The organism is Sorangium sp. So ce448, assembly GCF_051520915.1.
In the GTDB taxonomy this organism is placed as follows: domain Bacteria; phylum Myxococcota_A; class Polyangia; order Polyangiales; family Polyangiaceae; genus Sorangium; species Sorangium cellulosum_B.
This window is the reverse complement of sequence record NZ_CP150343.1, coordinates 1,181,148-1,193,818: the sequence shown is the minus strand read 5'-3', so window position 1 is coordinate 1,193,818 and position 12,671 is coordinate 1,181,148. Positions and strand designations below refer to the sequence as shown.

General features: G+C 72.9%; 9 protein-coding genes. 7 read left to right on the top strand and 2 right to left on the bottom strand.

Annotated elements, in window-relative coordinates; genetic code table 11:
- Positions 1–298 precede the first annotated feature (298 nt).
- The gene (gene trmB, locus WMF45_RS04450; RefSeq protein ID WP_437715721.1) at positions 299–979 is read right to left on the bottom strand and encodes a tRNA (guanine(46)-N(7))-methyltransferase TrmB; all 681 of its coding nucleotides are present in this window, start codon (positions 977–979) and stop codon (positions 299–301) included.
- Between the two features lie 110 nt (positions 980–1,089).
- Here trmB and WMF45_RS04445 point away from each other — a divergent pair, with 110 nt between their 5' ends.
- The 7 genes from WMF45_RS04445 (at position 1,090) to WMF45_RS04415 (ending at position 11,758) form a co-directional block, all read left to right on the top strand.
- Entirely contained in the window at positions 1,090–3,300 is a 2,211-nt protein-coding gene (locus tag WMF45_RS04445; protein ID WP_437715720.1) for a hypothetical protein, read from the top strand.
- Positions 3,301–3,701: 401 nt separating this feature from the next.
- Positions 3,702–6,041, top strand: a complete 2,340-nt coding sequence (locus WMF45_RS04440) for a TonB-dependent receptor (RefSeq protein WP_437715719.1) — start codon at positions 3,702–3,704, stop codon at positions 6,039–6,041.
- A 145-nt stretch (positions 6,042–6,186) separates the two neighbouring features.
- The gene (locus tag WMF45_RS04435) at positions 6,187–6,687 is read left to right on the top strand and encodes a chemotaxis protein CheW (RefSeq protein WP_437715718.1); all 501 of its coding nucleotides are present in this window, start codon (positions 6,187–6,189) and stop codon (positions 6,685–6,687) included.
- 167 nt (positions 6,688–6,854) lie between these two features.
- Positions 6,855–7,208, top strand: a complete 354-nt coding sequence (locus tag WMF45_RS04430; protein ID WP_437715717.1) for a response regulator — start codon at positions 6,855–6,857, stop codon at positions 7,206–7,208.
- 75 nt (positions 7,209–7,283) lie between these two features.
- Positions 7,284–7,865: a YfiR family protein gene (locus tag WMF45_RS04425; protein ID WP_437715716.1), complete on the top strand. Its 582-nt coding sequence runs from the start codon at positions 7,284–7,286 to the stop codon at positions 7,863–7,865.
- Between the two features lie 151 nt (positions 7,866–8,016).
- On the top strand, positions 8,017–9,582 hold the full coding sequence (locus WMF45_RS04420) for a methyl-accepting chemotaxis protein (protein WP_437715715.1): 1,566 nt from the start codon (positions 8,017–8,019) through the stop codon (positions 9,580–9,582).
- Positions 9,566–11,758 carry a hybrid sensor histidine kinase/response regulator gene (locus WMF45_RS04415; RefSeq protein WP_437715714.1) on the top strand — a complete coding sequence of 731 codons (2,193 nt, stop codon included), beginning with the start codon at positions 9,566–9,568 and terminating at the stop codon, positions 11,756–11,758. The genes WMF45_RS04420 and WMF45_RS04415 overlap by 17 nt, the downstream gene beginning before the upstream one ends.
- Positions 11,759–11,788: 30 nt before the next feature.
- On the opposite strand, the gene WMF45_RS04410 is transcribed toward WMF45_RS04415, so the two are convergent.
- Positions 11,789–12,580, bottom strand: coding sequence for an OmpA/MotB family protein (locus tag WMF45_RS04410; RefSeq protein ID WP_437715713.1), 792 nt, complete (start codon positions 12,578–12,580; stop codon positions 11,789–11,791).
- Positions 12,581–12,671 lie beyond the last annotated feature (91 nt).

The following is a 12,671-nucleotide window of genomic DNA, read 5'->3' as shown; positions in this document are numbered from 1 at the left end:
ACAGGAATGTTGGCAAACACCCAGCGCGACTGGGTTATCCATGCCAGCCAACGGCCTCGTGTTGCCGCCGCAACCCCGAAACCACAATGAGGGATCCCGCGACCGGCAATGGCCAACGCAGCGCGCTTTGCAGGAGCTCCTGGTCGCGCGAGCACAGATCGCTCCGCCACAGGCGCGCCGTGATGAGCACCTGAGCGAGGATCGCCGCGGCGACTCTCGTTCACGCGAGGCTCGAACGCACGACGTGCAGCGTGGTCGCCATCCGCCTCACGCGCCCCGGCCGGCGCGCCCAGCGGGCTCAGCCGGCGACTTGGCCTGGATCCAGCGGCGCACCGCCGGCCGCGCGCGGCCGCCTCCTGTAGCGCAGCCGGCTCACCGGCAGCCCGTCGGCGATCGCGTGGTGCTCGCGGGGGCTCCTCGCGCCGTAGGGGTTCTCGGCGAGGTGCGGCGAGCCGGGCGCGTCGCCCGCCGGCTCGAACGCGGGGTGCGCGCCGATCTGCTCGGCGTAGAGCACGCCGCGCTCCTCGACGTCCGTCTGCACGAAGAGCTCGCCGCCGTCCACGAGCAGGCGCGCGAGGCTGTCGAGCAGCGCCGGGCCCATCACGAGGCGCTTCGTGTGGCGCTTCTTCCACCACGGATCCGGGAAGTGCAGGAAAAACCGCGCGATCGACGCGTCGGGGCGGAGCCGCGCGAGCGCCTCGCGCGCGTCGGCGTTGAGCGCCCGCACGCGGCCGCCGAGGCCGCCCTTCCTCAGGCGCCCATCGACGATCGCCGACCACTTCAGGCGGATCTCCAGCCCGAGCAGCCGCGCCTCGGGGCTCGCCGCCGCGCGCTCGAACAGGAAGCCGCCGCGGCCGGGGCCGATCTCGATCTCGACGGGGCCGGCGCCCGGGATCAAGGCGTCGATGGAGACATCGTCGCCGTCAGGGAAGCGAGGCGCGTCGGCGTAGGGGTGGTTCGGGCGCGGCTGGAAGACCATGGAGCCCCGGCGCTCTACCAAATGCCGGCCGCCCCCGCGCGGGAAATCCGCCGGCCACCCGGCGCGGGAAATCGCTGTCCCCGGGCGGCACGGTGGTATGCGTCGGGCCCATGGCGGCATCTCCGGCCCCCTCCCGGCTGCGCGCCCTCGCCACGCGCGCCCTCCCCTATGCGCCCGCCCTCGCCGCGAGCGGCGCGCTCGGCGCGCTCTGCGTCAGGGCGATCCTTGCGCAGGCCGGGCGCCCGGCCCTGCCGCTCGACGACGCGTTCATCCACATGCAGTACGCCCGGCGGCTCGCCGAGGGCGGCTTCTTCAGCTTCGTCGCAGGCGACGGCTACTCGAGCGGCGCCACCAGCCTGCTCTGGCCCGTGCTGCTCGCCCCCTTCCACGCGCTCGGCCTGCGCGATCTCTCGCTCGTCTATGCGGTCTGGGCGCTCGGGCTCGTGTTCCACGCCGCGCTCGCCGTCGAGACCGCGCGCCTCGCGCGCCCCCTCGCCGGCCCCGCGGCCGCCGCCGGCGCGGGCGCGATGTGCGCCGGGTTCGCCGCGTTCGCGTGGTTCGCCTGGAGCGGGATGGAGACGGTCGCCTTCGCCTGGATCCTCACCCGCACCGCCCGCCTGGCAGCGGCGCTCTGCGAGCCGGCACCGCGAGAGCCCGCCACGGACAGCGCGGCGGCCGCGCAGCCAGGCGCGCCCTCGCGGCCGCCCACCGCCTCCATCGCCCGCTCCCTCGCGCTCTGCGGCTTCGTCGCGCCCCTGCTCCGCCCGGAGGGCGCGCTCGCCTCCCTGCTGGCCGCGATCGCGCTCGCCCTCCGGGCGTCGCGCGCCGTGCCTCCAGCGCTGCTCCCGGCGCCGCCCCTCTCCGCTCCATCCCCCTCCCGCAGCGGCGCTCTCTGGCACTCCGCGCGCCCGGCCGGGCGCCTGCTCGCCCTCGCGCCGCTCCTCGGTCCGCTCGTCGTCCCGGCCTTGAACAAGCTGCTCGCGGGCCACCCGACCTCATCGACGACGTCCGTCAAGTGGCTGATCGGCAACCCCAACTACGACGGACCGACGCTCGGGGCCGCGCTCCTCGACAACGTCCGGCTGCTCGTGACCGACGTGATCGACGGCGGCCAGTGGACGGCCGTCTTCCTCCCCGAGGGCTCCGCCGCCGTCATCGCCCTCGGCGCCGTCGCGCTCGCCGTGGCAGCGCACCGGAGGGGCCGCCCAGCGCACGCCCTGATCGTCGGCGCCCTCGCGCTCGGCGCGCTGCTGCCCTGCACGTACCTCAGCTTCCTCTGGAACCGCGTGCGGTACGTCTGGCCCTTCGCGCCGGCGTGGATCGTCATGGTCGCCTGCCTCGCGCGCGAGCTCGGCGACGTCGCCCAGCGGCTCCGGCCCTCGCTCCACTACGTGACGCCCCTCCTCGCCGGCGCGTTCGCCGGCGCCCTGGCCGCGCGGCTGCCGTGGGCCATCGACGACCTCGCCAACTCCGCCCGCGCCATCGATCGGCAGCAGGTCTGGCTCGGCCGCTGGGCCGCGCGGCACCTGCCGGAGGACGCCAGGATCGGCGTCAACGACACGGGCGCGCTCGCCTACTTCAGCGGCCGCAGGACCTTCGACGTCGTGGGCCTGACCACCGAGGGCGAGGCGCGCTACTGGGTGGCCGGCGCCGGCTCCAGGTTCGAGCACTACGAGAAGCTGCCCCCGGAGCGCCGGCCGACCCACTTCATCGTCTACCCGCACTGGATGGCGTGCCCGCCGGTGCTGGGCCGCGCGCTGGTCGACGCCACCGTCGAGGACCAGGCCATCCTCGGCGGCACCACGATGATCGCCTACGAGGCGCGCTGGGACCTCCTCGGCTCAGGGGCGCTGCCGGTGCGGTCCGTGCCCGGCGAGCGCATCCTCGACGAGCTCGACGTCTCGGACCTCGAGTCCGAGGCGGCGCACGCCTATGCGCTCGATCCGCTCGCGGACCAGCGCAACATGGCGATCGCGCTCGCCGCGCCCGAGAGCAGCGCGCCAGGGGAGCTCGACCTCACGCGCACGGAGCTCGCGGACGGTGGCCGCTACCACCGGACAGCCGATCGCTTCGTCGCCCACCTCGCGGCGCCCCCCGCCGAGGCGCGCCTCGTGCTCCGGGTGGCCTCGGACGACGGCGCCGAGCTCGCCGTCTCCGTGGCGGGCGAGGCGATCGGCACCATCGACGTGCCGCGTGGACCGTGGGTGGAGCGGGCCCTGCCCCTCCCCGCCGCGCGCCTCTCGACGCCGGCCCCGATCGCGATCGCCCTGCGCCGCGGCGCTGGATTCCACGCCTTCCATTACTGGATCACCGGGCGCTGACGCCGGCCCCCGGCGCGGCCCGCTCACCGGGGAACACCACACCTTCTCACATCGACTCCCATCGAGTCGCGCCCTGGGTGCAACTCCCGCCCCCACGATGCGCTCTCGAGAGTGCGCTCTCGGGAGTCGAAAGCGCGCCGGCGGGCTCGCGGCGCTCCGCGTCGAGCGTTCAGGACAGCCGTTGACGCGTCTTGGTATTCGTGTAACATCGGGATGTTCGCGCAATACAGCAAGTCAGCGAACAGTTCCGTTGCAGACTCGTGGGGGAGACCGGGCAGCGCGCGCCCGCTGGCGCCGCCGCGCACAGCCATGACCGGCGGTCCAGGCGTGCTCCAGGACCTCGGGCCACCGGCTCGCCCCGATCCCGTGCGCCCTGCCCGGCGCTCGAACGTGGGGAATCGATGCGCAAGTCAGCTTTGCTCCTCTGCTCGCTGCTATGCCCTCTCGGGGCGGCGGGCTCCTCCTGGGCGCAGACCCCGGGGAGCGAGGCGCTGGCCAGCGGCGATGACGGCGGGCAGGGGCAGTTCCTCTCGCTCGACCTCGAAGAGCTCCTCAACGTGAAGGTCTCGTCGACTGGCTTCTTCGAGACCGAGAGCAAGACGTCGACCGGCCAGGCGCGGCTCTATGATGCGCGCACGCTGAAGCTCTACGCCGTCCGCTCGCTCGACGACCTCTTGCAAGCCCACCAGCCCGGCGTCCTGATCGGCGAGCACGAGCGCACCTCGCGCCTCATCGGCGTGCGCGGCGTGCTCATCGACAACAACGCCAAGACGCTCGTCATGGTCGACGGCGTGAACACGAACATGCGCGCCCATTTCGGCGCCATCGGGAGCACGCTGGCCGTGCCCCTCACCGGAGACATCGAGCGGGTCGAGGTGATCCTCGGCCCAGGCGCCATCGTCCACGGCTCGGGCGCGATCAGCGGCTTCGTCAACGTCCTCAGGCCCACGGGGATCACCCGCCCCGGGCTCTGGGGCAAGGCGTCGTATGCCTCCGGCGACACGCGCACCCTGGAGGTCAGCTACGGCGGCCTGCTCAGCGAGAAGCACAACGCCGATTGCTTCCTCTACTTCGGCCACGCCGACAACGAAGGAGAGCTGCCCCAGGCGCCCCGGCCGAACACGGCAGAGCTGTACGGGAAGGACTACGCGGGCGTCACGGCGTCTCCCTTCCTGCACCACACGCGCGTCAACGCCCTCGGCGAGCCGAGCTACAAGGGCTTCGGCCGCTTCCGCTACGGCTCCGAGCGCAGCCTCGTCAGCGTCGATCTGCGGCTCGACTACGCGCAGACGTCGATGATGGGCAACGCCCCGAACAGGGGCATGACCCCCGAGCAGCTCGCGGGCCAGTGGTCCGACAGCAACACCGGCCATGTGCGGCAGAGGACGTTCGCCGTCACGCCGGAGATCCACGTCCACCTGTCCAGGCAGCACAAGGTCGAGCTGGTCCCGACCTTCTCGGCCTTCGAGACGGCCCTCGTCCCGGCCGACTGGGTCGCAGCCGAGATGGCGAAGGCGTCCAATCCGGCCCCGGGCGCAGGGCTCCTGCCGGTCGGGGGCCTCGGCGAGGAGCACCGGGACATCAAGGCGATCTACAAGACGACGGCGCTGCCGAACAGCCAGCTCGCGATCGGCGCGTCGGCGAGCCACAAGCGCTTCAACGGCCAGAGATCCCGCTGGGGACGGCTCTACGGGACCGCCTTCGAGTCCCCGGAGAGCTTCTCGTGGACCGAGCTCGCCGCCTTCGGCGAGAGCACGGCCACCTTCCACGATCTCACCGTCTCCGCGGGCCTGCGCTTCGATCACACCGAGTTTGGAGAGCTGAACCTCCGCGGGGGCCTCTCGCGCGAGCCCGAGCCGGTGGACAGCCCCTCCTACCGCGTCGCGGCCGCCTACGCGATCAGCGACACGCAGAACGTCAAGCTGTCCTACCAGAAGGGCTTCCGCTTCCCGGACGCCGCTTACTTCAACTGGCTCGAGCGATTCAACGCCGCCTTCGAGGACGAGCCCATCGCGCCGCTGCCCTCGCTCGTTCCGGAGTCCTCCCACCTCGTGGAGCTCGACTATGTCGTGGGCCTGCTCGACGAGCGCCTCGCCCTCGACGTCGCGGTCTTCTATGAGCGCTACAGGAATACCCTCGGCTGGGTGTTGTGGGATCGGGTGCGGCCCGAGGACTTCGAGGACCACGTGGCCCACAACCCCAGGCACCCGGCCGTGGGCGGCTGGTGGGGCAGCTTCGCGAACAGCACCGCGGACGTCGACGCCCTCGGCGGCGAGATCGGCGCGATCGCCGACCTCGGCGGCGGGTTCGCGGGGGACCTCTGGTACAGCGTGTCGAAGCCGTTCGCCGCCGAGAGCGACCTCAACATCCTGACCAACTGGGACGGCGAGACCTGGGCCAACTACCCCATCCACCTCGTCAAAGGCCACCTGAGCTACAGCGCCAGCCGGTTCACCGCCGGGCTCGCCGCGACCCTCCGGACTGGCATGAACAGCCACGGCTCCAGGGACGCGCCCACCCACGACACGGACGAGCTGCCGCCGAGAGATCGCCTGGCGGCGCGATCGGCGTTCAACCTCGACGCCGCTGTGTCCTTCTCGCCGATCGAGCGCGTCTGGGTCTCCGTGTTCGGCAAGAACCTCACCTTCAACAAGGTCCCTCCACCGTCCTACGCCTCGCACCGGCTGATCATCACCACCGGTCGCCCCTACGTGGGCGCCTCGGTCGAGGCGTCTTACTGACACCGCCGGGGCATGCGCGGGAAGGCAGACGCAGGAGCACACACGACAGCGACAGCAGAATCGACGTCAGAAATCTCCTGACACCGTGCAGCCCGATACGAATGCACCACCCCGACGTCTGCCCTTGTGGTAAATCGAGGACACCTTGTCCGAAGCAATCAGCCAGGTTCACGATCTGCGCGACGACGCCCCGGACAAGGGCCTGCGCGAGAGGGCCGTTGTCGATTTCCTGCTCTTCGACATGGGCACGGCGACCTTCGCGCTCAGGGCGCAGCAGGTCGAAGAGGTGATCGCATGGCGCGCCCCCTTGCCGCTGCCGCGCACCGACCCCCGGGTGATGGGCATCCTCCAGGACCGGGGGAGGATCATCGTGATCCTGTCGCCCGCCGTCGCGGAGCCGGCGGCTACCCCGCTCCGTATCGTCGTCTGCCGCGCTGCGCGCGGCTACCTGGGATTGCCCGCCGGCAAGACGCGGTGTGTCGCCGCGGTCAAGGTGTTCGGGGAGCCTGCGCCGAACGCCGTCGTCGACACCAGCGAGGGAGCGGTGACCTTCCTCGACGCAGCCCACCTGGTCGACGCTTCCGACGCTGCGCCTAGGCCCTCGGCGGCGACGCGCGAAGCTCAGGCCATCTGGTCGAACCCATGAGCGTCCCGAGCTCCCGATCGCCTGCGTCCAAACCCAGACCGCCGCTCGATTCGGCCGTTGAGGCGTCCCCGGCGAGCGGCGCACCGCTGTCGCGGTCGCCGGCGAGCGCGCCGGCGAGCACGCCGACAACCGCGCCGACAACCGCGCCGGCGAACGCGCCTGTGCTCGTGATCGACGACAGCGAGATCGCCCGAGAAGAGGTGTCTCGCGTGCTGCGCTCCGCCGGTTTTCAGGTGCTCGCGCTCCCCTCCCCCATCGGGGCGACGCAGGCCATCGTGCGGCACCATGTGCGCATCGTCGTCCTCGACGTCTTCATGCCCACCATCCGTGGGGACCGGCTGCTCACCCTGTTCCGGAAGAACCAGCGGCTCGGGCAGCTCAGCGTCATCCTGATGTCCGGACACTCCGAGCGGGAGCTCGAACAGCTGCAGCTGGAGGTCCAGGCGGACGCGGTCCTCTCGAAGCGCCACCTCGATCGTCTGCCGGCCCTGGTCAAGCGGCTCGCCGCCAAGGAACGTTGACGTGGGGTCCGCGGTCGCCTGATGCCACGCCCGTCGAGGATCCGTCCGCGCTCCTACGAAGCTCGCCAGCGGAGTATGACATCTCCGATCTCGTCGATTCGAATGCTGATGGCCGCGGCGCTCCTCACGACCGTGAGCACCGAGAGCCGCTCTGCCGCCTCCGTCCCCTACGAGCTGCGGGGCGCCATCCTCCTGCGATCGATCGGCTACGAGAGCGGGTTCGCGAGCCGCGCGGGTACGGCCGTGCTCGCGGTCGTCGGGGCGGAGTCGGGCGCGAGCGCCGAGGACGCGAGCGCGATGGCGGCCGTGCTCTCCAGGCTGGCCGCGAAGACGACCGTGGCCAAGCGGCAGGCGTCCGTCCTGCGCGTGACGTACAGCGGAAGGGCCCAGCTGCAGGAGGCGCTGCGCGCCGCCGGCGCCGAGGTGGTCTATGTGGCGCGCGGGCTCGCCGCGGCCATCCCGGACATCCCGTCGCGCGAGGGAGCCGTCGTCCGCATCGTCGTGTGCGGCGACGGCGACGACACGAAGCGCGGCTGCGCCGTCTCCGTGGGGCTCTCGGGCGCCAAGCCCGAGCTCCTGCTGAACGTGAAGCACGCCAACGCCGTCGGCCTCCGCTTCGACCCGCAGCTCCTCCGGCTCGCCCGCATCGTCGACTGAGGCCCTCGCGACGTCCGTCACCGGACACCGCGCATCGCCGCCCGCAGGTTCACGGCTCACGGTTCACGACTCGCGATCGCCCATCGCCCATCGCCCATCGCCCATCCAGCGCCCCTCGTTCAGCGTCCGCCATCGCCGCCCCTCACCCGCCATGCTCAACTTTCGCTCTATCCGCTGGAAGATCGCCGCCCTCGTCGCGTCGGTGGCCATCGTGCTGTCGGCGCTCGATCTGTGGCTGATCCCCGAGCACGCCGCGCGGGCGAGCGAGGCCGAGCTGCGCGAGCGCGCCGGGATCCTCGCGACCATGCTGAAGGAGCCCATCGGCGTGGCCATGGACCTCGAGCAGCCGCCGGAGACCTTCCCGGACACCCTGCGCACCGCGATGACCGATCCCCTGGTGAGCTGGGTGTCCGTCTACGACGCGAGGGGGCAGCGCATCGCCGCGATCGGCGCGGCGCAGGCGCCCGAGGGCGCGCGGGGCCGGGGCGACGCGGGCGTCGTCGTCAGCGAGGCCCCGATCCGGTCGCGGAACGGCGATCGCCAGCTCGGGACGCTGGCCGTCGGGCTGCGCAGCGACCGGATCGCCGAGCGCCGCGCCGACGCGCGCAGGACCATCGCCCTGCAATCGGCGGGGATCGCGCTGCTCGGCCTGGGCCTCGCCTGGGTCATCTCGGCGCGCATGACGCGCTCGATGGCGCACATCAAGGAGGCGGCGGACCGGATCGCCCGGGGCGACGTCTCGGCCCGGCTGTCCCTCAGGATCTCGGACGACGAGCTCGGGGACATGGCCAGCGCGTTCGAGCGGATGAACACCCAGCTGCGCGAGCTCCAGGAGACGGCCGCGCGGGTCGCTGGCGGCGATTTCACCTGCAAGATCACGGGCGACGGGGAGCTGTTCGCCGCGTTCCGCTCCATGGTGACGAGCCTCCAGGAGCTCGCCTCGCGGATCGGCAACACCTCGGCGGAGGTCGCGTCGGCCGCCGCCGGCATGTTCTCGTCGGTGCGCGAGCAGGAGACGAGCGCGAGCCAGCAGAACGCGGCGCTCGAGGAGATCCGGCGAACCGTCGAGGCCCTGACCGCCAGCGCGGATCACATCGCGAAGGACGCGGCCACCGTGCACGAGACGGCGCAGCGGAGCCTCGTCAGCGTCCAGCACACGGCGGAGCAGACGCGCCTCGTCAGCTCCCACTCGGACCGCATCGGCGAGATCCTGTCCTTGATCCAGAGCATCGCCGACAAGTCGGACCTGCTCGCGCTCAACGCCGCGCTCGAGGGCACGAAGGCCGGCGAGGTGGGGCGCGGGTTCTCTCTCGTGGCCGCCGAGATGCGCCGCCTGTCCGAGCACGTCATGGACTCGGTGCGCGACATCCGCAAGCTCGTGGCGAACATGCACGCGGCCTCCCACGCGTCCGTGCTCGCGACCGAGGACGGGATCAAGCTGGCCCGCGACACGGCCGCGGCCGCCGCGCAGATCTCGGACGCGGTGGACCACCAGCGCGAGGGGACGGCGCGGGTCAAGACGGCGATCGTCAACATCGTCGGGGCGGTGAACGACACGCTGACGAGCAGCGTGGCCGCGACGCGCTCGGCCGAGTCGCTGCTCCAGCTGTCGCACGTGCTCAAGACGACGGCCAAGGCCTTCCGGGTCAAGCCGCCGGGGGCGAGGGCCGGCAAGCCCGAGAGCGCGGAGGCGGACGCGGATGAGGAGCCGGGCTGATCTCGTCGCCGCGTTCCGCCGGACCATGCCCGACCGCGTGGCCCAGGCGACGGACCTGTGGCTCGGCTACGAGCAGGGCCAGAGCGGCAACCTGCAGGTGCTGCGCCGGCTCCTGCACACGCTGAAGGGCGAGGCGCACATGCTGGAGCTCGCCGCGTGCGGCGACCTGGCCGAGCTGGCGGAGGACGTCATCGACGCGGTGCGGGGCGGCGCGCGCCCCACGCAGCTCACCGGCGACAGCCTCCTCGGCGCGCTGGAGGGGCTAGGGCTGCTGTCGGCGAGCCCCGGCGGCGAGGCCGCGCCCGAGCTCGAGATCGTGAAGGAGACCCTCCGCGCTGCGCGCGCGGAGCTCGGCGGCGGCGGCCCGCCCGCCGGCGAGCCCGCGCCGCCGCTCGCGCCGGCGCTCGTACCGCCGTGTGATTCCGTGCACGAGAGCGTCGTGCCGCCGCGGCTGGACCCGCCCGACGCGCCGCCCGACCCCGCCCAGCCGACCGCCCGCGCGGCCCTCGACGCCGAGGCCGTCGGGGCGCTCTTGCAGGAGCTCCAGCGGCTCCACGGCGAGCGGGAGGTCATCCAGCGGCGGCTCCGCGAGTCCCAGCGCATGCTCCGCGCGCTGCTCGTCGAGATCGACCCCCGCGGCGCGGACGTGGATCGGTTCGCGGAGCGCATCGCGAAGACGCTCGGTTATGGCGCGGAGATCGAGCGCCTCCTGAGCGCCGTCCGGGCGGACTGGTCCAGCAACGAGTTCGCGGCGGGGCGCGCGCTCGACGAGCTCGACGAGGTGGTCCGGAGGGCGTCGGTCGTGCGCACCGAGCGCCTGCTGAACCAGGTGTCGCTCGCCGCCCGGAGCGCGGCGCGCATGCTGGGCAAGGACGTCGAGGCGCGGGTCGAGGGGACGGGGCTGCTCGACGCGGCCGTGGAGCGCCGCCTCGAGCCGGCGCTCCTGCACCTCGTGCGCAACGCCATCGACCACGGGATCGAGCCGGCGGACGTCCGGGCGAGCCGCGGCAAGCCCGCGCGCGGGACGGTGGCGGTGACCGTGGTCCAGACCGACGCCGCCGTGCGGGTCGAGGTGAAGGACGACGGCGGCGGGGTCGACTTCGCCCGCCTGCGCGAGGTGCTCGCGCCGTCGGTCCCGGGCGCCTCGACCCTCGACGACGCCGAGCTCATCCCGTACCTGTTCGCGCACGGGCTCACGACGAGCCGCAGCGTCGGCGCGATCTCGGGCCGGGGCGTCGGGCTCGACATCGTGGCGCGCGAGATCGGCGCGCTGGGCGGGCAGGTACGGGTCGACTCGAAGCCCGGGCTCGGCACGACGATCGTGCTCGTGGTGCCGAAGAACCTGCACGGCGAGGAGGTGGTCCCCATCTCCAGCCGGCGCTTCCGGTGCGCGGTGCCGACGCACGCCGTGCACTCGGTCGTGCTCCTGGAGGACGAGGAGCTCCTGCGCGCCCCCGACGGGCCGCGCGTGCGCCTGACCAGCGGCGCCGGCGCGGAGCTCGCGCCGCTGTACGCGCTCGGGGCGGTGCTCGGCGACGGAGGCCAGCCCGCGCCCGGGGACGCGGCGCTCGTGCTGCACCACGCCGCGGGCCTCTTCGCGGTGAGCGTGGACGGCTACGAGAACCCCCGGCTTGTCGCGCTCGTGCGCTCGGAGGAGATGCCCGTCACCTCGCCGCTCGTGCGCGGGGTGGCGCCGACGGCGGACGGCGAGGCGATGCTGCTGCTCGACGTGGAGCGGCTGTTCGCGTACGCCCGGCAGGCGCCGGGGAACGCGCCCTTCACCGCCGCCGCCGAGCAGAAGCGGGAGCCGCTCGCGCTGGTCGTGGAGGACGCGCCCGTCGCGCGGGAGCTGCTCTGCGGCATCCTGCGGTCGATGGGGCTGCGCGTGGAGGAGGCGAGCGACGGGCGGGAGGGGCTCGCCCGGGCGCGGGCGGCGCCGCCCGACGTGGTGCTGACCGACCTGGAGATGCCCTACCTGAGCGGCCTGGAGATGGTGGCGGAGCTCAGGCGCTCGCCCGGGCTCGCCCGGGTGCCGGTCGTGGTGCTGACGACGGCGGCGCAGGAGCAGAGCGAGGCCGCGCTGCGCGGGCGCGGCGTGCGGGCGGTGCTGTCGAAGCAGCGGTTCGTCGAGGAGGAGCTGCGCCGGATCATCGCGGCCAGCCTGGGGGGCGCGTGACGGCGGGCGCGTCGAGCGCCCTCGCGGCCGTCACTTCTCCGCGGAGGCCGCCGGCAGCGCGACGGAGATCTCGACGCGCCCCGGCGGCAGCTTGGTCTCTCCGAGCGCGGCGGCCGCGGGGTCGTGCTCGGCGTGCCCGACCGCCGACAGCCGGGCCCCTGCCACCGCGCACTTGTCCTGGAGCGTCTGCGTGACGGTCGCCGCCCGGACCGCGGAGAGCTCCCACGGCGTCGGATAGGCGGCCTGCAAGGGGGCCGGCACCGAGGCCGGAGGACCGCTGACCGCGCCGACGCGCAGCGGCGCCTGGCCGCCGCCGCTCGAGGACAGCGCGCCCGAGACCTGGCACAGGAGGGCCTGCCCCTGCGGGCTCACGTCGACCGTGTTGGGGAGGAACACCGCGCTCTCCGAGAGCGCGACGAACGCCTGTCCCTCCGCGACCGCGACCGCCGCGACCCCTTTCTTGACGTGCTTGTCGAGCTTCCCCGCGAGCTCCGCCTTGAGCTGCTCGACCCGCTCGGCGCCCGACTTCTTCGCGGCCTCGGTCTGCTGCCGCTCCGCCTCGCCCTTCTGGATCTGCGCCGTCTTCGCTTCGAGCTCCCCGCGCACCTGGCTCAGCGTCTGTTCGAGCTCTCTGGCCCTCTGGTTCGACTTCCGCTGCTCCTCCAGCAAGAGCACGTGAGCGCGGTGAAGCGGGACGTAATATGCCGCCACGAACGCGGCGGCCGCGACGAGGAGGAGCGCTGGCATCACGCGCATCCAGCGTCGGAAGCTGGACGATCCAGCGCTGTTGCCGGCCGCGATCGCCTCATCCGCGATGTTCATGACTGCCTCCATGCTCCGCCGCCATCGCGGGCGAGAATACCGGCATGGCGAGGATCTCGCCAGTGCCACGGGTCACACCTCACTCATTGCA